Origin of the sequence: Acinetobacter lwoffii, from assembly GCF_052078135.1 — a bacterium.
Classification (GTDB): domain Bacteria; phylum Pseudomonadota; class Gammaproteobacteria; order Pseudomonadales; family Moraxellaceae; genus Acinetobacter; species Acinetobacter lwoffii_Z.
Genome location: NZ_JBQGUZ010000004.1, coordinates 61,845 through 80,302, shown reverse-complemented (window position 1 = coordinate 80,302; position 18,458 = coordinate 61,845). Strand labels below are relative to the sequence as shown.

Here is an 18,458-nt window from a genome sequence, read left to right as displayed (position 1 = left end):
ACATTGATGTTTATTTTCATGGCAATTGGCGCCGTCGTTTTGAGGGTTGGAGGTGTGGTGTGAATGACCAGCTACTCAATCACTGAATACAAAAAGATGGTGAAAGCCACCAGACCGAAAGGGCGCTCCAAGCGTCCTAAGGTGAAAGGCGAAAAAGTACCGAATGAGTTTGAGGCGAAACTGGCCCGAGAACTAAAGACTTTAAAAATTGAGTTTGAGCAGGAATTTGAGTTTCACCCAAAGCGGAAATGGAGAGCTGATTTCCACCTGGTAGGAAAAAAGATACTGGTAGAGGTTGAAGGTGCGATCTGGAGTGGAGGAAGGCACACAAGGGGTAAAGGCTACCTTGGGGACATGGAAAAGTATAACGCAGCAACAATGATGGGTTTTCAGGTAATACGGTTTAGTACAGATCAAGTGAAGTCAGGTCACGCGATCCAGCAGATAGAGAAGATGGTAGGGGATTTGGGATGAATGCAGCAGTAACGATTATGCAGGCAATGGATTGGACTAAGTTTAGTGCTGAGGATTGGTTTCGTCAGTTTGGGGCTTGGATGAATGGGGATACTGAAACCATGGTAGTCATGGTGAAAACTATGCCTACTCGACGAATTACCCAGGAACAGCGTGAACGTCTTCTGGCAATGTACATGAGTGATAAAACGCTTAAGGATCGCTTATGCACTCAGCGCCGTGGTATTCGTTGTCAGATTGATGACAATGAAGCGCGTGCAATTCAGCGAGTGATTATTGAATTAAAAACTATTGAAGATGAAATTGTTCAGGAATGGATATCAACATTATGGTCGCACTATGTGATGGGCAATTCATTGCGTGATATTGCTGAAAGTAACGACACATCAGTACTTCAGATCCGACAAGATCTGAAGTGTGGATTAGCTTTTGTGAAATGTCGCCATCCTCACTTAACTTTTGATATGTTTAAAAAAACCGTTTGACTGTGCGCACGGGGTATGCGATATTCGTGATATTGTGATCGAAGTGTACGTTAAAGCACTAGATTGATTTAAAAGCTCGCCAATGGTGGGCTTTTTTTGTACTAATAGATGTGATAAATTAGATTTAAGGCGGTAACTGCCGATGTGGGTCAGTTTAGCAAGTTCATCTTGTGACACTCCCGCCGTTGGAAATGTTACTATGAAGAAGCTCATCGAAAGGTGGGCTTTTTTGTTTCTATAGTCTTTTAAAATTAGAATAAGAAAACGAACTGCAAATACACTTTTTGTACATCGTAATGAGAAGTGTTGATTTATCTTCAATGGGCTTAGTTAACCCGTTGGATTGCTATGGTCCAGGAGATGTTTGACTTTATTTATGATGAAGTTCTAAAGGAGTATGAGCCATCAACATATGAAATAGTCAATAAGTTAAAGTTTTTTTCAATAGCTCTGCGATTATTTGCAGAACTCATGGATGAAGATGCATTCATTGAAATCAATACCTTGACTGTCATATTTAAATGCAGGTCTGGATCTACATGTTATTGGGTATTTGATATGCCTGAAATACGGAACAAAAAGCAGTTCGTTGAGTATCTGTCTTCTGAATTAAATAAATTGTGATGGTGGTTCAAGACTCAAAGAATGTAAGTCCTTTCGTGTTAAGGTGTTGTTATCTTTCCCACGTGAAAGAGCATGAGTCATGGAACTAATTTTTCTTATTGTTATTATCCTTTTTATAACAGTATTTGTAATGGTTAAACCCACCCATAAGAAGTCTGGTGGAAAATTTAGAGAGATGACTAAAAATAAGTTTAGTCATCAGATTTCCGGTGCAATTAACTTCCAACAACCCATAATTGAAATAGTTGGTCCAGAACTTGAAGATTCTGTTAGCAAAGTCGTTAATGCTCTTCTTATCATGGATACCACAAACACAGAATATACCTATGCAATTATGGTGATTGTAAGTGATATTCAAGTTGGTTATTTAAGTGATGAAGATGCTGAAAAGTTTCTGAAGATTTTAAAAGATAAAAATTTATACGAAGATACTGGAATTGAAGTAAAGGCACTTATCTATGGGGATTGGGGCAATGCTGATCAAATTGGAAATTTTAAAATCAATTTAAATCTTCCTAAAAATTTTGAAGACTCAGAAATTAAGTAATCGGATTTGCTAAGTGAGTCTCCTTTGGGGGATTTTTTATTATTTAAAATTTATTTCCTAACAAGAAAAGCAACCAAAATTAGACAATGAAAAACAATTTCTTAATATTCTCTATACTTTCTGATCAAAGCCTTGGTGCTATATTGTTCTTGCGATAAGAAGAAGATGCAATACGAAGAAAGTGACTACAGCACTGGCCCACTTATTTGACGAGTAAGTGGGCTTTTTATTGCCTGTAAAAAGGCGACCTAAGCCTACTGGAGTGCTGACCAGTGGAACATGCCATCGAGTAAACTTCCTTCGGGAATCCAGACTAGGGAGTAGCGCCCCGACCTAAAGAGGATTGAAAGCAAGTAAAGCAGACCGTACATGTTAGGTGTGTGTGATTGTGAGTAGCGTCTGGCCCCGCGAAGAGGGCTGTCTTACCAAGATTTTAATAAGCCTTGTATATAATATTATTATGTATATAATTCGGGCCAGATTCTATGGCTGTAGTTTCTATTAAGTTTCTGCCTCCTTTCCCTATAAAGGAGGTATTTTTTTGCCTATATTTTTCTTATGTCATGTGTTGCTACATTGTTTGATAGGTCACATTTAATAGTGAATTGATACAAGCATCTATAATTAAAAAACATAATATTCTGATAGATTAAAATTACAACAAAAAGTCTGGAGGTTTGTATGACACGTATACCAAACGGAACACAGGTTATTCATCATATCTCACTTTTCGATCATGCTTATTATAAGGAAGAGAATGGAATTTTAAAGGTTTGGAGCAAGGGAGAGTGGGTGGAGGCACTGATACCCAGTATTAATGAAATGATTGATAACGGTTTTGAATTAGAAGTTCTTCACAGCTAATTGTTATGCAGGCGATGAGCAAGTACTAACTTGTTATTTACCATCTATGATCACTCCACTTTTCAGTGGGCCTCCAACATTTGGGAGAAAAATATGCGGCAACTCTTAAAGCAGCTATTATGCTTTCATCACTACACTTATGAGTCGGATATTTTTATTCAGGTAGAATATTGCAAGTGTGGTAAGCATAGAGATGATTACACAAATTAAATAAAGTAAATTTAAAAGAGGTAAGCCTGTTCATGAATTTGATCAGGCTTTTTTAATTTATAGAGAAAAGTATGCTCCAATTTATATTCTGCTTATTTGGCCTGCATGGTGTGACTGAAATTAATTGTGATGACCAGAAAGAGTGTCGTCATTGTTTGAAAGAAGTTGAATAACAATCACTCAAGCAAAGAGCTGTTTCATAAAGCTGTAATATTTAAGCAATATAGTTGCTCTGCAAAAGAAGAAAGACGTTGTGACGCAAGTCAAGCCCGTTTAATTGGAGAGAGTTAAACGGGTTTTTTATTGAAATATATTGCTATTTTCCTTTTGTCGAACGTATTACGACTCAAACCCCGTCATTAATTTGTCGGGGTTTTTCTTTTCTTATTTGTGGTGAATATGCGATTAGGTCGAATGAGTTTGGGAATGGCTTTGGCATCCATGGGGATGATTTGAAGTGGTGTTGTGTAGAATAGATATTTCAAATTTCAAAAAGCCCATCAGGTAGATAGGCTTTTCTTACTAATCAAAAGATTGAGCGATGATTTACTTTTTATCTGTATTTTCTTTTTGATCATCTTGCTCTTTAGTGGAGGTTGTATCATTTTGATTGGGTTTATCTTGTGTAGGCTTCTGTGTATGGTTTTCTGATTTAGGCTTGTTTTCAGTAGCATTATTTGAAAATTGATTGAAAGAAGCTTTTTGAGCGGTATTTGTATTAACTAACATAGTTTTCTCAATTTTTGTTGCCGAAGATTCGACCTATTCAGAGTGACATACTAGTAGCACTTACAATGGGATGATTTGGAGGGATAAGTGTAGATATATGTAGGATTCAAATGTTTATATCTTATTTATATTTCAAAGGTTTTTATAATAAACCGGTCGCCAGATTGATCTGTATCACTATTTAAATAGTCAAGGTATTTAATTTATATCTTCTCGATACATTGCTGATACAAGGGGTGTATATGGATGAAAAAGAATATTTCTGGAAAACCAAGAAGCGTCCAATCAAAACCAAACCCCGCAATAAGCCACTACCGAAAGCCAAAGAAAAATACTTAGAAGCAGAAGAAACCCTATTTCAAGAATTAGAAGAACATGCCATTGGTTATCGTCGAAAGTTTCAATTTGAATCAACCAAAAATTGGCGGTTTGATTTTTATATTGTGAAGCTGAATCTTCTTATAGAAATTGTGGGTAGTCCATGGGCGGTTGGTCGTGGTGGGAAAAAGATAGCGAATTCATTTAATAAGTATGATCTTGCTGAAGATCAAGGTTATACATTTGTGCGTCTTGAGCCTCATCAAATTGAATCAGGTTATGCAATTAATTGGATTAGAAGCCAGTTAGAGAGATTAGACAATGGAACAGTTCAGACCATTCCCGCCGTCGGATCTGATTGATCAGGCTGAGGAAGAGGAAGCAATCCGATTGGCACCGGCACCAGAGCTTAAGGAATGGGTCTTTAAAAACTGGCTTACTCTCGGTGGTGAATTGCATAACCCTGATCATGATCATATTGCTGAATTACTGCATGACAATGAAGAGTTCCTTGCATTCGCCTGGGCTTCATCTGCCGCCGTAGCGAAAAAACGTATGGTGTTAGGCCAATGTGAAAAGGTCATGTTTAACGTAGGTGGCTGGAAGAAAGCACGCCAGGAACAACAGATGCGAGATTGGTTCGGCTTTGTACCACAATATCTGATTACGGTTGATGCTGCATTCTGTGAGCAAGCCTCAGATCGTGAGTTTTGTCGACTGATTGAACATGAGTTGTATCACATCGGAGTTGAACGTGATGAAGATGGTGAAATTATTTATAGCGATATGACTGGATTGCCTAAGCATTACTTGGCTGGCCATGATGTTGAAGTGTTCTTTGGTGAAGTTAAACGATGGGGTGCAGACGAGTCTGTCAAACGACTTTTGGAAATTGCCAAGAATGCGCCGTTTGTATCAGAGGCAAGTATGGCTGCGTGTTGTGGGAACTGTGTGATTGGTTAAATTTTTTTGCCTGTCTTGTACGACGTAGAACGACAAAGAGGTGTTTATGGCAGCATTAAAAGAGCCTGTAAAAATGTTTATAGTTCAGTCTCTTGCTTGCTTTGAAACCCCTCAACAAGTAGCAGACGCGGTAGAAGAAATATATAAGATCAAGATTGATCGAAAACAATGTCACAGTTATGACCCGACAAAATATGCAGGTCGTAATCTCAGTAAAAAATTAAAGGATTTATTTGAGCAAACTCGCAAAGAGTTTCGTGAAAATATTGATGATATTGCGATTGCTAACAAGGCGTTTCGTTTACGTGAGCTTCAGAAGATGTATGAGGATTCTGGAAAAAATAAACGGGCAAAACAAAATCTGCTGAAACAGGCATTCCAAGAAACAGATGGCCGTGTGACAAAGCAGGAAATCACTGGTCCAGACGGCGGGCCAATTCAACAAGAAACCAAATCAACGCATCAATTCACACCAGATGAGCTTAACGGACTATCCGCTCAAGAGCTTTCGCGTTTAGCAATTAATGGCAAGTTATGACTTATGCAATCGAAGATATAGCGCCACTAATTAAAGAGTGGACGATCAATACACGTCTGCCTGAAATCATTGAAGAAATGAAACGGCGTTATTACTACCGGATGCTGATAGAGCAGAATGAACTAAGTCGAGAGGCTGAAATCTACAGATGTAAGAATGATCCGGCTCATTGGTTTAATCACTGGGTATGGACTTACGATCCACGGGGCATGCCTTTTGGACTGCCTGCGAATATTCCTTTTGTTTTGCGTCCTGGTCAGGTTGAACTCGTTGATTGGCTGATTGAACGTGAAGGTACCCAGACACACGGTTTAATTGAAAAAAGTCTTGACGAAGGGATGAGCTATGTAGTCTTGGGCTTTTATTTGCACCGGTGGTTATTCGTTGAAGGCTTTGCTGGTGGCGTCGGTAGTCGTAAAGAAGATCTGGTTGATAAAAAAGGCGATCCGAAAACGTTACTGCACAAATTTAGGGATATGTTTTCCAAGCTGCCAGACTGGATGAAACCTAAAGGCTTTGTCGAGAAAGTGCATGACAACTACATGCGAATCATCAACCCGGACAACGGCGCAACGGTTACGGGTGAGGCTGGTGACAATATTGGCCGTGGTGGTCGTACCACAATGTACTTTCTGGATGAATGGGCATTCGTAGAGCGGCAAGAAGCTGTTGATGCTGCCATTTCTCAAAACACAAACGTACATATCAAGGGATCTACACCAAACGGTATTGGGGACAAGTTTCACCAAGATCGTTTTAGTGGTCGTTACGCCGTTTTTACGATGGCATGGCGTGATAACCCAGATAAGAATTGGCAGGTCGAATTTAATGGCAAATTAATTTACCCCTGGTATGAAAAACAATTAGCCACTCTTGATGACATTGTTTTAGCTCAAGAGGTTGATATTGATTATGCCGCCTCGGTAGAAGGTGTGTTGATTCCATCAGCATGGGTACAAGCTGCCGTTGATGCTCATCTTGAATTAGATATTCAGCCGTCAGGGGAATGTATAGGTGCGCTTGATGTGGCAGATGAGGGCAAGGATAAAAACTCTTTTGCCGCACGTCATGGCATCGTACTGCAGTATTTGGATACTTGGTCAGGCGTTGGTGATGACATCTTTGGCACAACTCAGAAAGCTATTGATGCTTGTCTTGATCTACGTTTGAACTCGTTTTATTACGATGCCGATGGTCTTGGTGCTGGTGTACGTGGTGATGCCCGAGTCATTAATGAGCAAAATAGATCCAAAGGTATTCCGGAGATCGAAGCAAATCCATTCCGAGGCTCAGGTGCGGTGCACAACCCGGAGCAGGAAATGGTTGAGGCGCGTAAAAACGTAGACTTCTTTGCCAATCTTAAAGCTCAGATGTGGTGGTCACTGCGCATCAAATTCCAGAATACTTATCGAGCTTTACAAGGTATGCAATATGACCCAGACAATCTTATTTCGCTCTCTACCAAAGACATAAACAAGCAGGAGCTTGAACAGCTCAAGCGAGAGTTATCGCAACCCACTTATACAAAAAATGGTGCAGGCAAAATCCTAGTCAATAAGCAACCGGACGGGGCCTTGTCTCCAAACCGAGCAGACGGCGTCATGATTTGCTTTAGTGATATCCGAGAGCGAAAACGGAAAAAACCTGCAGGTGCAGGTAGTCGAACCTATTAAAAGGAAAACATATGGCAAAGTCTAAAAAGGACAAAGCGTCAAAAAAGGCTTTGTCTTACGGCAATTTATACACTCAAGAGGCAGTCACTCAGTTTTTGGTGAATTTTGGCAAGCAACCAGATACGGATGAAGTGTTGCGCAAAGCGGGTATTACTCGTCATAGATTACGTGTATTGCTAGATGATGATGAGATTGCACAAGTAGTTGAAACACGGATTGATGCACTTTTAGCAACACCGTTGCGAATTGAACCAAATGATACGGATGAAGCGGAAAAGCTGAATCTCATCCTGAAAGAATGGTTCCATGAAATTGCGACTGCTGCCATGAGTGCACTGTTCTTCGGGTACTCGGTTCAGGAAGCTGTATATGAGTTAAAGCCGGAAGGTTATGTGGGTATCCAGTGGATTGGTGAAAAACCGATGCAGTGGTTTGAGCCTAAGAATGATGGTCGGCTAATCTATCGTCAGGATGGAAACAATGCAGAGCATGAGGTAGATCAAGCATTCAAATTCTTCTTAACACGCCGTAAAGCCACATACGAACAGCCATATGGTAAAGCGCTATTAGCCACGCTGTATTGGTTATTCTTCTTTAAGCAGAATGGCTTCAAATTCTGGGCGAAATTCCTCGAACGTTTTGGAACACCAATCTTACTGGGTAAGTGCAAAGATACTGAAACTGATGATATGAGCAAAGCCTTGTTAACTGCTCATGCTCAAAGCGTATTGTCGATTGATGCAGATGATGATGTTCAGATTCTTTCCGCACCAGGAACAAACGGTTCAGCAGGGGCAGCGTTTGAGGCATTTAATAATCAGCTGATTCGTCAGATCCAGAAAGTTGTACTAGGGCAGACACTTACCAGCGGGACTGATGGGAAGGGAAGCTACAGTCTTGGTCAAGTGCATGAAAATGTACGAATGGATAAGCTTAAATCTGATATTAGGCTTGTCACACCAACTTTACAGGCTGTGGTCAATGCTCTATGCGCTTTAAACGGTTGGGGGGATTATGAAGTGATGCTTGGTGAGAAACCAAAACCACTGAATAAGGACCAAGCAGAGCGTGATGTCCATTTAAAGAATGCGGGTGCAAATCTGTCTAAAGAATATTTTGTTCGCGAGTATGGTCTACAGGAAGGGGATTTGAATGAGCAGGTTCCTACCAGCTTCAATCAATTCTCTGCATTACCGCGCCAAGCATTCAACTTTAAGGCGTCAGCAAACAAACTATCACCTGAACAGCAAGAAGTTGAAGAATTGACTGACGGCCAGGATGAATTACAGCTACTGAAACCGGATCAGGTCAAGGAGTTGGTATTCAAGTCTGATAGCCCTGAAAGCTTTGCTTATAACTTGATGCAGTTAATACCTGGTGCAACTCAGACACAGTTTACGGCCAATCTGGATCAGGCTTTGTATGCTGCGGATGTATTGGGGTATGTGACGGCGCAAAATGGGAAGTAAGTTATGCAACCAGTCACATTCCTTGAGGCACTTCGGTTTGCTCACAGTAAAAAAATCGTGCTGCCTGATGAGTTTTATTCAATGGATCTAAAGACCCGGCAGATGGCAACTACGGTTAGTTTTCTATCGAGTCTTGAGCAAATTGAGACTGTCATCAAGGCGGTGAATAAATCGATTGCCGACGGCGGTACTTTTAAAGATTTTCAGAAGCTCATTGAAGAATCTGAAATCATTCTGCCAAAGCACTACCTGGACAATGTATTTCGTACCAACATCCAGAGTGCGTACGGTCATGGGCGGTGGCAACAACAGCAACGGAATAAGGCTAAACGACCATATCTGATGTATTCGGCGATCAATGATAGTCGGGTACGTCCTAGCCACTTGGCTTTAAATCGGACTGTCCGTCCGATTGATGATCCATTCTGGCTGACACATTACCCGCCGCTGGGCTTTCGTTGTCGCTGTACCGTGATTGCCTTAACCGAGAAGCAGGCATTGAAATATGGTATTACACCAGATGATCAGTTGCCAGAAGTGGCTGAAGCTTTGGACTGGAGTTCTCATCCATTACAGTTTGGTGAACTTGAATCACTGGTGGATAAAAAGATCAGTGCTTCAAGCCTAGATAAAGAATATCTTCTCGAGCAGAAGGAAGTTATCAAGGCTGAATGGACAGCAAGTAAAAAGCTCACCAGTCTATTTGCTCCGATGGATGATAAGACTCGGGACCTGTTTGATACGGTAGCCAATACAGTAATGCCACTTGATCCAAGCATTCGGCCAAGTGCGATTCGTACCTTTTTGGACTATGTACAGGGAAATGATGCCGCACTGACTGGCTATTTAAACTCTGCTACAGGCTCACTAGCTGATGATGTACTTAAGCGCTGGCTGAGTACCGACATGGCAGCTATTCAGGCTGTAGCAAGCAATACAGCTTCAACCGTGGTGGGTGTTGCGACACTTCAACAAGTAGCGGCTTATCAGGTAGGACAGGCAGTCCAGTTGAATGCGCCGTTACTGATGGCTGATACAGCTTCAGATATCGTAATTAAGATTGAGAATGCTAAAGGGCTGGGCATTGATCTGGATATGTTAAATGCTGGTAATGGTGTTCTCATGCCGATGGGGCTATCTTTTGAGGTTGTTTCGATTGAAACAGTTGAAGGGCGGGTGGTTTATAAATTAAAGGCTTTAAAGATTTAGCTTTCTGCATTAGATTAAGTCAAAAATAATTCACTTAATATGTTATGGAAGCAATCTTAAAAATAGTAACCGTTCTGGGGTCAATTTTAGTTCCTTTACTTGTAGCACACCTAAGCTCAAGGAATTCAATTCGTAGACATCCAAAAGAGGAATTCGCTGACGATGTAAAAAATGCAAAAGAGTTTGAAGCATTGATAGACTCTAAAGAGCCTAATCTTATAAAAGATCGAGTAGCTCAGCAGTTATTCCAAAGTAAAAAAATTACTTTTAGAGAAGCTATTTATTTTAGGCAATTTGAGAATATGGAATGCTGGGTGAAGAGCTATATATCAGTGAAAAGATTCATTAAGGTTGATCGAGATGATGAAAATAATATTATTGATATATCATTTGAATATTCTCTTCGGAAAAGAGCTCGCTATTTATTAGTTTATGGAGTAACGGTAAGTTTAGGTCTCTTTTTAATATTTTGGTTTAATCCAATTAGAAAATATCTAAATATTAATTTTGATTGGCCTAATCCTTTAACTATTACAATCATAGTTCTTTGGTCCTTTGTATTTTTATCTCTTGGATTTTACAACTTGGTTACTGATAAAACCTATTCAGAAGCTAAAAAGTTTATGACTGATTTTAGAGATGAGGCTATTAAACTAAAGTAAATTATAAACATCAAAACCGCTCCTTATGGGGCGGTTTTTTTATGGAGCATGAAAAATGCCTGAACTTAATCAGGAGCATTTGCGCTGTCAGTTTACGGCTGTAAATGTTCCGATCACTACAGTAGAAGATGGTGAAAAAAAGCGCCGTACGTTTGAAGCGGAAGTATATAGCGGTGGTCGCATCGACAATCACTATTACTGGGGCCGTGCAGGTGTAGTTATTGACCTCCAAGGACTGCAACTAAAACCCAAAACCGGGCTTGTTGAAGAGCATTTTGGTGGTAAGCGTGTCGGTGTAGCCACTTCATACGAAATCAATCAAACCTTCAAGGCTAAAGGGCATTTTTTAAGTAATGCTAAAGCCAAAGAAATTGTGCAAGACATTGATGAAGAATACCCATTCCAAATGTCTTGGTGGGCTGATCCTGAATCTATTGAAGAAATCGCACCAGGTAAAACAGTTGAAGTAAATGGTCAACAGTTTACAGGCCCATTGCATGTGTTCCGAAATGTGCGAGTACATGAAATCACAATCTGTGGTGTGGGTGCTGATACTCAAACCACAATCGAAGCCTTTTCGGGCAAACCACAACCAACTCAAGAGGACACCAACGTGACCGAGTTAGAAAAAGCACAACAGGCCAAAGAGCAGGCAGAGCGTGAACGTGATGATGCCTTGGCTGAACTTAAGCAGTTCAAAGCACAGAAACGTGCTGATGAAATTACAGCTTTAGAAACTGAACTTAAAACGCAATTCAGTGCAGAGGATAAAACCGCTTATACCAATATGGATGATTCGGTTTTTACCTTCGCGGCTAAGCAACTTCGCCAATTCTCGGCAGGTAATCAGCAACCACCAGCTGGACAACAGCCACAACAAGCACCAAGTGTGAATCCGGCATTTGCTCACTTGTTTAATCACCAGGCGAACGGTGGTCAGGGTGGTCAAGCTCCACAAGGCTCGGCTCTGGATCAGGCATTCAATCAATTTATGGCAGCGCAGCAACAAGGAGCTAAATCATGAGCCAAGTATTAACAGGCGCTATTGAGAATAAACAGCTGGTGGTTGGCGATGGTGTTCGTACCGAGAATGCCAAAGTAAAAACAGCAACGGCGTACAAGCGCGGGGATCTGCTAATTGTTGGTGCCAATAATGTGGCTGATCATCCTGCAGTTACCACGGGTGTGGTGGGTGACTGGAATGCTATTGCTGTATCAGATTTCACAGCAGAGCAAGCTACTTACCATGCTGCAAATAATCTTGAAATGCCGCTCTATGTACAGGGTGCATTTGATATTGCAGTAGTAACAGTGAATGGAACGCCGCTGACCACCGCTCAATATGATGCTGTACGCGCACAAGCATTAAAAAACAAAATCGAACTTCGTAAAGTTGTGGGGAACTAAGACATGAGTCAAACTTTTACATTTCAAAATGCACCGGTTGAATTGCTGGATGTGCCACAACTTGTATTGTTAACAGATACCACTCAAAAAGTTGATACCTGGTTGATGGATCGCTTCTTTCCACAACGTGTTTCATACACTAAAAAAGAAGTACCAGTTGGTGAGTTAAATACAGCGACTCCACTTGCGCCGTTTGTTACTCCGACAGCAGCTGGTCGGCAGATCAAAGTAGGTGAATCGGGTAACGTAAAATTCGTTAAGCCAGCTTACTTGAAACCGATGATGACGGTGATGCCGAGTGAAGTGCAGAATACTGCTTTGATTGCACGTTTACGTCAGTTCGGCGTAATTGCCACCGGTTCAAACCGCTTATCTGATGCAGATCTACTACTGATTGATCAGGCTCAAAAAGCTTTATATCTTCGCCAGTCAATTGAAAACCGAAAATTACTGATTGCACGTGATGTATTGCTCTACGGTAAAACCACTTTTGCTTCAGCTGACTTCCCAATGTATGAAGTGGATTATGAGCGTAATCCAGCGTGTAACTATGCACCATTAATCAAATGGGGACAGGTTGGAGCAACGCCTGTTAAAGACATTCAGGCCATGATTGATTTGTCTATTGAGCACTCAGGTACATCACCAATTATGGCTTTGACCACTTCTAAGGTATACAACACCTTAATCAAGGACCCAGAGTTCAAGGAAAAATTCATTGCCCCGTATGCCGGTATTAGCGTTCCACTAACTCCGACCTTCGATCAAGCTGATAAGCCTCAATTCCGTGGCACAGTGGATAATATTGAAATCTGGACTTATGACGTAGGCCACAACATGGGTGGAGCTTCTGAGCGTTTTATCCCTGAAGACTTTTTTGGTCTTGTTTCGGATGCGAATGGATGGATTGCACATTGTGCATTGCAAAATGTTGAAGCATTTGGCCAAGCTCTGGAATTCTATTTGGGTCAATGGCAAGAAAAGAACCCTTCAAGCATTCAATTGCTTGCTGAATCTTCTCCACTTGCTGTTCCGAATAACAAAAATGGTTTAGTCGGCGGTCGCGGATTCGTTTAAGGAGTAATACATGTCGAAGTACATTGCAAAACAATCGATCGGACATTTTCGTCCGGGTCAGGAAATCAAAGGGCTTGAAGCTAAACAACTTCAGGCCCTTTTAGCATCTGGGGCTATTGAAGAATATCAAGAGCCGGAAGAACCTAAGGCAGATGGCACGGCCGCACGCTTGGCTGAACTTGAAAAGTCCAATGCTGAGTTAACAGCAGCAAATAAAACCTTAACTGAAGCCAATCAGGCAGCAGTTGCGGACAAGGCTAAAGCAGATCAGGAAATTGCCGAGCTAAAAGCTAAAGTGGCTGAACTGGAAAAGGTTAAACCTGCTGCAAAACCTAAAGCAGATGCCAAGCCTGCGGATGAAACCAAGTAGGTGATCTATGTATGCGACTAAAGCTGATTTAGTCGCTCGATTTGGTGAAAACGTACTTAACCTTGCACTCATGTTTCCTGCTGATGCTCCAGATCCATTAGAGACAGCATTGCAAGATGCTTGTGAGGAAGTGGACGGATATCTAGCAGTACGCTACCCATTACCCTTGCCAAATGTGCCTAACAATTTAAAGCGAATAGTGTGTGAAATTGCTCGCTATAAACTTTATTTCGAGGAAGCACCTGAAGCTACCGAAGTCCGTTACAGGATGGCGATAGATTTCTTAAAGGGTGTACGGGATGGCAAAAACTCACTGGCAATTTTAGATACCAGTAACCAAATTAGCGACGACCAACCCAAAGGGCGACCTTCGACGGCACCAGTCGGCACTTCATATACCGGTGGCGTATTTGGAGATTCTATCCTGGATCAAATGCCCAGCATGAAGTGAGGTGTTTATGGCTTTTGCAATAACCATTCAGGCAGATAGTTCACCTATTGAAGCGGTGCTGAATCAATTAGGTGACTTTGATTCACTCAAGAGCCAGTTGTTTGATGAGATCGGTGCTGGGCTTGTGAATAGTATTCAGCATCGGTTTCTAACTGGTACTGGCTTAGATGGAAACCCGTGGAAGATTTCATGGCGTGCACGCATGCAAGGTGGCGAGACGCTGCGTGATACTGGCCGTCTAATGAATTCCTACACACACAATGTACTTTCAAGTGGTGTGGAAGTGGGCACTGATGTTGCGTATGCACCCCATCTACATTACGGCGCAACAATCCTACCCAAGAATGGCCAATACATTACATTCGCAGTGGGTGGTCAGTATCGAAAGGTTAAGAAATCCATTATTCCGCCTCGGACCCAACTTGGTCTTGATGCTGAAGATGAGGTTATGGTTTTGGATATTGTTGGGAGTTTTATCGATGAGCACCTTCTTCGCGGTACGTGATGAGATTGCAGAAAAACTGAAAGAGATTCCAGAATTTCTAAAGATCTATACGCCGTTAAACTCAGTCACCGTAACCGAGATGTCGCAAGTCACGCCGTCGGCACACGTCAATTTTGTTCGTATAGATAAAAAGGCAAGTGCAGGTCGTGGAAGCATCAACCAGATCGGTCAGCAATGGGCGGTTACGGTGGCATGTCGCAATGCTCAATCTCAAATGACCGATGGACGTGCTGTAAGTGATGAAGCGGGGCTTTTGACTGAGAAGGTGATTCAACTGCTTTCCGGTTGGCAACCACAAGCATCACGTACGGCGCTGGAATTTATTTCAGTTCGGGATGGCTACAGTCCGGGCTTTGCATACATCACGATTATTTTTGAATCACAAAAATTCATTTAGGAGCCAGTCATGGCAAAACAATACAAGGCAACTCAGCCTGTCGGCCGCTTTCAAAAAGGCGATATGGTCGGCGGATTGGATGATGCTCAGATTAAAAAATTACTGGCAGATGGCGTGATTCAGGAAGTACCTGAACCTAAAGCTACTCCAGCCAAGAAAACCACAGGGGATGAAAAGTAATGGCTAAAGAATATATCTCGTTGCAGGGTAAATTCTATTTATCCAAGCTAACCAATGGTATTGCTGGCGCTATGCGTCATCTGGGCAACGTGCCCGATTTTGAGCTTGAAATTGGTGCAGATGTTATTGAGCATCAGGAATCAACTTCTGGCAATCGCACAACCGACTTCACCATGGTAAATACAACCTCTGTGAATTTCTCTGGAACACTTGAAGAAGTAGACAAAGACAATCTGGAGTACATCGTATCTGGTACCAACTCTGAAGTTGTAAGCAAAGCGATTGCTGATGAATCATTAGGTACTGTGGTTGCTGGTCAGGAAATTCAATTAAAGGGTTATAACCTGTCAGAAGTGACATTTAAGGACTCTACTAGCGGCACACCAAAAACACTTACTGATGATCAGTACACCGTGGATGCTAAGTTTGGCACTGTGATTTTTCATGATGTAGCAGACCTCACGATGCCGATCCTAGCAACATACACAACTGGTGCTGTAACACATACCACTCTGGCCAATAACTTCAATGAAGAGTATGAACTGTTCTTCAAAGGGGTGAATACAGCAAACGGTAAGCACATGGCTGTGCGCTTATGGCGAACTAAAAAGTCACCTGAAACCACTTTCCCATTAATTCATGAAGAATTGGGTCAGTATGAAATCTCTGGTCAGGCCTTATCTGATGTGGGTAAAGAAACAGACCCAACACTTGGCTTATATGGCCATATCGTAACGATTCCGGCAGCAACAGCACCGTAACCCACACAGGCACAAAGAACTCCACGGCGCATTAGCGTCTTTTTTTGTGCCTGCCTTATAGTAATAAGTCTTAAAACATTTAAGATGAAACTTAATAAATAGTAAAAAATAAAGATTATGTAATCTTTTGTTATTCTAATTTTCATCTGATGGGGATATAAAAGATATTCAGTTCACGTTAAGAATGAATCTGCTATGACTAAAATAGAAATATTTGTCTCCATCCTAGCCGTAATAATTATTTCTACTATTATTTATCTTGTATGTCAGTAAGTTAGTAAGCTAAGAACCGCCTTTGGGGCGGTTTTTTGATAAGTGGAAGTTTCACCTGGCTATATAGGGTCAATTTTAAAAAGACTTAAAATAGTAAAACATAACTTTACAAATCCACTCTCCCTAGATGTTAGATAAGATTGAAAATTAATGTAAAGTGTCGCCCTTAATACATGGGGATATTATGAAAAATTTAAGCTTATTCTTTTTTATTATGATTTTAGCTGGGTGTGGACACGGGGAATCTAGTGGTCAGCATCTTGATTTAGAAACAAGCAAAAAGGAACAGCTTGAATTTGCAAAAGAAGCTACAAAAGAATTCATTCCCAATCCTGATTCAGCTAAGTTCCGCAATCAAATAGGAGAGTGTGGAGAGGTAAGCTATAAAGAAGCAGACGGTAAAGATATTGGTTTTCAACGTTTCATTGTGCTTCAGAAAAATATAGTGCTTGTAGAAAATCAGACGGATCAAAAGCAATTTGAGTTGTCATGGAAGAGTGCTTGTACGCCAAGCTGGAATTAATTAAAAAGCCCTTTAATTAAGGGCTTTCTTTTATTCACCAGATGATTCGGATTTTTGGTCCTTACCATCTCCATATTCTAAAGCAACCTGTTGCGCTTCAGCTGCAGCAGTGGCTTCTATTGGAATCGAGTCAGCTGCGATAGCTACGGTACCAGTAAATCCCATTAAAGCTAAGATTAGAATTTTCGAATACTTTTTCATTTGAATTTCCTCTACGTTTCTAAGACTTAATTTCAGTGTAGAGAATGATTTAAATCGTGGATGTAGCAGCTATGTCGGGATATGTAAGATATTCAGGTCTAAAGTTATAGGTTTCTAGGTTTGCGTAAGAATGCTTTTCGGTTGAAACTTTTTGTTGAGTTGCTTAACGAAATGTTTGAATGCTTCAGTAGGTAGCTACACTCTAAAGAAACTTCACTAACTTCTAAATCTTTGTAACATGCAATAATTTTTTTGTAATCTTTATGTTATAAATTGTTTGCTTTGCTTATCATATGAATAATGAAAAGTGGAGCACCGAAAATGCTAACAAAAACAGAAATCATTGTTGTCATTCTAATGGTAGTAGCCTTAATTTTCATCGTGTATGAGATGGGACAAGGTGGTAGTTGGACTTTATAGAATTCAGCCTTTATCAACGGTAAAAGAAAAGCACCTTCGGGTGCTTTTTTAATGCCTAAAATTTATTTCAGAGACCCATCATGAATGATTTTTTCCTAGCAACAAATCGAAGCATCAAAATCAATGACATTGAAGTGCGTCAGATCCAGATGAAAGATTTTGACACCTGGGCAATGCCTGCTGAAGTATTGAAGAACTTCATCAAAGACCAAAATCATTCAGATGAGATTTTGACAGGGCTGTTTAAAGCTCATGGTGTGCAAGTCATTTCGACCTTGGCATGCGTCACTGATCTGGATAATGAATCACTGGTGGAACTTGCCGCTGATGAGCAGGGATTTAAAGATCTACTTAAAGCGGTGCTTCTGGTCAACCAGACTTACTTCAAATACGAAAAACCGAAACGCGGTATTAAAAAGAAAGATGACTCCACCTGGTTTGATTCATTCCAGTTTTTGGTATCAATGGGCCATCAGCATAGTGAAATCATGGAAATGACTTACGGTGCATTTCAGAACTACGTTAATGCAGCAAATAAGCTGTATAAGCAGGGAATCTTTAATAACGCCGTTGCAGCGCGTGTGGCACAATCTGATAAGAAAGGTTTTGAGTCATTTAAGAAAGAAATGGTTTCTGATTGATCGACTATCTTCCTAAAGTTATGATGTAAAGATAATAATTTAGGGATAGGGAAAATGGCTAAAGTGGAATGTCTTGTTTGTGGGCGTGTAGGCTCTGCAAAAACTAAAGGTAGTTTTCTTATAACTATCGTTTTGCTTTTTATTGGCTTGCTTCCAGGGATAATATATGAAATCTGGCGTAGATCAGGCGGTAAAGTCTGTGGTTCTTGCGGCAGTCAAAATATAAGACTTTATTCACCTTTGCCTAAACAAATACAGCAACCAATCCAACAAGAAACACAGCCAGAAGTTTTTAAAATACCAAGCAAAACTAAATTAGTCGCAAATGATATATTTTCAAATAATGCAGGTAATTTTGTAAAATTGGACGAAAATGGAGTTGAGCAAAAGAATTGCCCCGATTGTCGCGAACTAATTAGATTTGATGCGAGAAAATGTAAGCACTGCGGCTCAATCTTAGAGAAAACATCTTAAACACTTATATTTA

The 18,458-nt window shown here is 40.8% G+C and carries 25 protein-coding genes; 23 read left to right on the top strand and 2 right to left on the bottom strand.

The features are described 5' to 3' along the window. The first annotated feature begins 63 nt into the window (after positions 1–63). The 4 genes from ACTL4S_RS03890 (at position 64) to ACTL4S_RS03875 (ending at position 2,994) form a co-directional block, all read left to right on the top strand. The gene (locus tag ACTL4S_RS03890; protein ID WP_441298789.1) at positions 64–474 is read left to right on the top strand and encodes a DUF559 domain-containing protein; all 411 of its coding nucleotides are present in this window, start codon (positions 64–66) and stop codon (positions 472–474) included. Next, positions 471–959, top strand: coding sequence for an antiterminator Q family protein (locus ACTL4S_RS03885; protein ID WP_441298788.1), 489 nt, complete (start codon positions 471–473; stop codon positions 957–959). Before ACTL4S_RS03890 ends, ACTL4S_RS03885 begins: the two co-directional genes overlap by 4 nt. Before the next feature lie 703 nt (positions 960–1,662). Continuing rightward, positions 1,663–2,130, top strand: coding sequence for a hypothetical protein (locus ACTL4S_RS03880; protein ID WP_159515974.1), 468 nt, complete (start codon positions 1,663–1,665; stop codon positions 2,128–2,130). A 681-nt stretch (positions 2,131–2,811) separates the two neighbouring features. Next, positions 2,812–2,994, top strand: coding sequence for a hypothetical protein (locus ACTL4S_RS03875; protein WP_004730170.1), 183 nt, complete (start codon positions 2,812–2,814; stop codon positions 2,992–2,994). 756 nt (positions 2,995–3,750) lie between these two features. Here ACTL4S_RS03875 and ACTL4S_RS03870 read toward each other — a convergent pair. Further along, positions 3,751–3,933 (bottom strand): hypothetical protein, encoded by a 183-nt coding sequence (locus tag ACTL4S_RS03870; RefSeq protein WP_004646436.1) that lies wholly within the window; start codon positions 3,931–3,933, stop codon positions 3,751–3,753. 242 nt (positions 3,934–4,175) lie between these two features. On the opposite strand from ACTL4S_RS03870, the gene ACTL4S_RS03865 reads away from it, so the two are divergent. The 17 genes from ACTL4S_RS03865 to ACTL4S_RS03785 all read left to right on the top strand — a co-directional run bounded on the left by ACTL4S_RS03865 (position 4,176) and on the right by ACTL4S_RS03785 (position 16,709). Then, complete coding sequence (locus ACTL4S_RS03865) at positions 4,176–4,613, top strand: putative endonuclease domain-containing protein (RefSeq protein WP_441298787.1); 438 nt, start codon at positions 4,176–4,178, stop codon at positions 4,611–4,613. Continuing rightward, positions 4,573–5,214, top strand: coding sequence for a putative metallopeptidase (locus ACTL4S_RS03860; protein ID WP_441298786.1), 642 nt, complete (start codon positions 4,573–4,575; stop codon positions 5,212–5,214). The genes ACTL4S_RS03865 and ACTL4S_RS03860 overlap by 41 nt, the downstream gene beginning before the upstream one ends. Before the next feature lie 46 nt (positions 5,215–5,260). After that, positions 5,261–5,752, top strand: a complete 492-nt coding sequence (locus tag ACTL4S_RS03855) for a DUF2280 domain-containing protein (protein WP_010117574.1) — start codon at positions 5,261–5,263, stop codon at positions 5,750–5,752. After that, the gene (locus ACTL4S_RS03850; RefSeq protein ID WP_441298785.1) at positions 5,749–7,425 is read left to right on the top strand and encodes a terminase large subunit; all 1,677 of its coding nucleotides are present in this window, start codon (positions 5,749–5,751) and stop codon (positions 7,423–7,425) included. The genes ACTL4S_RS03855 and ACTL4S_RS03850 overlap by 4 nt, the downstream gene beginning before the upstream one ends. Before the next feature lie 11 nt (positions 7,426–7,436). Next, positions 7,437–8,894 carry a phage portal protein family protein gene (locus ACTL4S_RS03845; protein WP_441298784.1) on the top strand — a complete coding sequence of 486 codons (1,458 nt, stop codon included), beginning with the start codon at positions 7,437–7,439 and terminating at the stop codon, positions 8,892–8,894. Between the two features lie 3 nt (positions 8,895–8,897). Beyond that, positions 8,898–10,103 (top strand): phage head morphogenesis protein, encoded by a 1,206-nt coding sequence (locus ACTL4S_RS03840; protein WP_441298783.1) that lies wholly within the window; start codon positions 8,898–8,900, stop codon positions 10,101–10,103. 44 nt (positions 10,104–10,147) lie between these two features. Continuing rightward, complete coding sequence (locus ACTL4S_RS03835) at positions 10,148–10,765, top strand: hypothetical protein (protein ID WP_312536206.1); 618 nt, start codon at positions 10,148–10,150, stop codon at positions 10,763–10,765. A 55-nt stretch (positions 10,766–10,820) separates the two neighbouring features. Then, entirely contained in the window at positions 10,821–11,789 is a 969-nt protein-coding gene (locus ACTL4S_RS03830) for a hypothetical protein (RefSeq protein WP_441298782.1), read from the top strand. After that, positions 11,786–12,172 carry a hypothetical protein gene (locus ACTL4S_RS03825; RefSeq protein ID WP_180075708.1) on the top strand — a complete coding sequence of 129 codons (387 nt, stop codon included), beginning with the start codon at positions 11,786–11,788 and terminating at the stop codon, positions 12,170–12,172. Before ACTL4S_RS03830 ends, ACTL4S_RS03825 begins: the two co-directional genes overlap by 4 nt. Positions 12,173–12,175: 3 nt before the next feature. Beyond that, positions 12,176–13,249 carry a major capsid protein gene (locus ACTL4S_RS03820; protein WP_184413122.1) on the top strand — a complete coding sequence of 358 codons (1,074 nt, stop codon included), beginning with the start codon at positions 12,176–12,178 and terminating at the stop codon, positions 13,247–13,249. A gap of 10 nt (positions 13,250–13,259) precedes the next feature. Then, entirely contained in the window at positions 13,260–13,619 is a 360-nt protein-coding gene (locus tag ACTL4S_RS03815; protein WP_262457415.1) for a hypothetical protein, read from the top strand. Positions 13,620–13,626: 7 nt separating this feature from the next. Further along, complete coding sequence (locus ACTL4S_RS03810; protein WP_004893875.1) at positions 13,627–14,070, top strand: gp436 family protein; 444 nt, start codon at positions 13,627–13,629, stop codon at positions 14,068–14,070. Between the two features lie 7 nt (positions 14,071–14,077). Further along, a complete protein-coding gene (locus tag ACTL4S_RS03805) occupies positions 14,078–14,575 on the top strand; it encodes a phage virion morphogenesis protein (protein WP_441298781.1) in 498 nt (165 codons plus the stop codon). Further along, the gene (locus ACTL4S_RS03800; RefSeq protein WP_441298780.1) at positions 14,550–14,972 is read left to right on the top strand and encodes a phage tail terminator protein; all 423 of its coding nucleotides are present in this window, start codon (positions 14,550–14,552) and stop codon (positions 14,970–14,972) included. Before ACTL4S_RS03805 ends, ACTL4S_RS03800 begins: the two co-directional genes overlap by 26 nt. Positions 14,973–14,981: 9 nt before the next feature. Beyond that, positions 14,982–15,152 (top strand): hypothetical protein, encoded by a 171-nt coding sequence (locus ACTL4S_RS03795; RefSeq protein WP_441298779.1) that lies wholly within the window; start codon positions 14,982–14,984, stop codon positions 15,150–15,152. Next, positions 15,152–15,913 carry a phage tail tube protein gene (locus tag ACTL4S_RS03790; RefSeq protein ID WP_171545970.1) on the top strand — a complete coding sequence of 254 codons (762 nt, stop codon included), beginning with the start codon at positions 15,152–15,154 and terminating at the stop codon, positions 15,911–15,913. The genes ACTL4S_RS03795 and ACTL4S_RS03790 overlap by 1 nt, the downstream gene beginning before the upstream one ends. A 457-nt stretch (positions 15,914–16,370) precedes the next feature. Continuing rightward, the gene (locus ACTL4S_RS03785; RefSeq protein ID WP_184413112.1) at positions 16,371–16,709 is read left to right on the top strand and encodes a hypothetical protein; all 339 of its coding nucleotides are present in this window, start codon (positions 16,371–16,373) and stop codon (positions 16,707–16,709) included. 30 nt (positions 16,710–16,739) lie between these two features. On the opposite strand, the gene ACTL4S_RS03780 is transcribed toward ACTL4S_RS03785, so the two are convergent. After that, positions 16,740–16,910, bottom strand: a complete 171-nt coding sequence (locus ACTL4S_RS03780) for a hypothetical protein (protein WP_184413110.1) — start codon at positions 16,908–16,910, stop codon at positions 16,740–16,742. Between the two features lie 500 nt (positions 16,911–17,410). Between ACTL4S_RS03780 and ACTL4S_RS03775 the strand changes: the two genes are divergently transcribed. Then, positions 17,411–17,971, top strand: coding sequence for a hypothetical protein (locus tag ACTL4S_RS03775; protein WP_441298778.1), 561 nt, complete (start codon positions 17,411–17,413; stop codon positions 17,969–17,971). 54 nt (positions 17,972–18,025) lie between these two features. After that, complete coding sequence (locus tag ACTL4S_RS03770; RefSeq protein WP_184413106.1) at positions 18,026–18,445, top strand: YqaE/Pmp3 family membrane protein; 420 nt, start codon at positions 18,026–18,028, stop codon at positions 18,443–18,445. Positions 18,446–18,458 lie beyond the last annotated feature (13 nt).

Excerpts from the sequence above, each read along its gene's own strand:
- ACTL4S_RS03890 (WP_441298789.1), top strand. The coding sequence starts at position 64 with ATGACCAGCTACTCAATCACTGAATACAAAAAGATGGTGAAAGCCACC.
- ACTL4S_RS03885 (WP_441298788.1), top strand. The coding sequence starts at position 471 with ATGAATGCAGCAGTAACGATTATGCAGGCAATGGATTGGACTAAGTTT.
- ACTL4S_RS03880 (WP_159515974.1), top strand. The coding sequence starts at position 1,663 with ATGGAACTAATTTTTCTTATTGTTATTATCCTTTTTATAACAGTATTT.
- ACTL4S_RS03875 (WP_004730170.1), top strand. The coding sequence starts at position 2,812 with ATGACACGTATACCAAACGGAACACAGGTTATTCATCATATCTCACTT.
- ACTL4S_RS03870 (WP_004646436.1), bottom strand. The coding sequence starts at position 3,933 with ATGTTAGTTAATACAAATACCGCTCAAAAAGCTTCTTTCAATCAATTT.
- ACTL4S_RS03865 (WP_441298787.1), top strand. The coding sequence starts at position 4,176 with ATGGATGAAAAAGAATATTTCTGGAAAACCAAGAAGCGTCCAATCAAA.
- ACTL4S_RS03860 (WP_441298786.1), top strand. The coding sequence starts at position 4,573 with ATGGAACAGTTCAGACCATTCCCGCCGTCGGATCTGATTGATCAGGCT.
- ACTL4S_RS03855 (WP_010117574.1), top strand. The coding sequence starts at position 5,261 with ATGGCAGCATTAAAAGAGCCTGTAAAAATGTTTATAGTTCAGTCTCTT.
- ACTL4S_RS03850 (WP_441298785.1), top strand. The coding sequence starts at position 5,749 with ATGACTTATGCAATCGAAGATATAGCGCCACTAATTAAAGAGTGGACG.
- ACTL4S_RS03845 (WP_441298784.1), top strand. The coding sequence starts at position 7,437 with ATGGCAAAGTCTAAAAAGGACAAAGCGTCAAAAAAGGCTTTGTCTTAC.
- ACTL4S_RS03840 (WP_441298783.1), top strand. The coding sequence starts at position 8,898 with ATGCAACCAGTCACATTCCTTGAGGCACTTCGGTTTGCTCACAGTAAA.
- ACTL4S_RS03835 (WP_312536206.1), top strand. The coding sequence starts at position 10,148 with ATGGAAGCAATCTTAAAAATAGTAACCGTTCTGGGGTCAATTTTAGTT.
- ACTL4S_RS03830 (WP_441298782.1), top strand. The coding sequence starts at position 10,821 with ATGCCTGAACTTAATCAGGAGCATTTGCGCTGTCAGTTTACGGCTGTA.
- ACTL4S_RS03825 (WP_180075708.1), top strand. The coding sequence starts at position 11,786 with ATGAGCCAAGTATTAACAGGCGCTATTGAGAATAAACAGCTGGTGGTT.
- ACTL4S_RS03820 (WP_184413122.1), top strand. The coding sequence starts at position 12,176 with ATGAGTCAAACTTTTACATTTCAAAATGCACCGGTTGAATTGCTGGAT.
- ACTL4S_RS03815 (WP_262457415.1), top strand. The coding sequence starts at position 13,260 with ATGTCGAAGTACATTGCAAAACAATCGATCGGACATTTTCGTCCGGGT.
- ACTL4S_RS03810 (WP_004893875.1), top strand. The coding sequence starts at position 13,627 with ATGTATGCGACTAAAGCTGATTTAGTCGCTCGATTTGGTGAAAACGTA.
- ACTL4S_RS03805 (WP_441298781.1), top strand. The coding sequence starts at position 14,078 with ATGGCTTTTGCAATAACCATTCAGGCAGATAGTTCACCTATTGAAGCG.
- ACTL4S_RS03800 (WP_441298780.1), top strand. The coding sequence starts at position 14,550 with ATGAGCACCTTCTTCGCGGTACGTGATGAGATTGCAGAAAAACTGAAA.
- ACTL4S_RS03795 (WP_441298779.1), top strand. The coding sequence starts at position 14,982 with ATGGCAAAACAATACAAGGCAACTCAGCCTGTCGGCCGCTTTCAAAAA.
- ACTL4S_RS03790 (WP_171545970.1), top strand. The coding sequence starts at position 15,152 with ATGGCTAAAGAATATATCTCGTTGCAGGGTAAATTCTATTTATCCAAG.
- ACTL4S_RS03785 (WP_184413112.1), top strand. The coding sequence starts at position 16,371 with ATGAAAAATTTAAGCTTATTCTTTTTTATTATGATTTTAGCTGGGTGT.
- ACTL4S_RS03780 (WP_184413110.1), bottom strand. The coding sequence starts at position 16,910 with ATGAAAAAGTATTCGAAAATTCTAATCTTAGCTTTAATGGGATTTACT.
- ACTL4S_RS03775 (WP_441298778.1), top strand. The coding sequence starts at position 17,411 with ATGAATGATTTTTTCCTAGCAACAAATCGAAGCATCAAAATCAATGAC.
- ACTL4S_RS03770 (WP_184413106.1), top strand. The coding sequence starts at position 18,026 with ATGGCTAAAGTGGAATGTCTTGTTTGTGGGCGTGTAGGCTCTGCAAAA.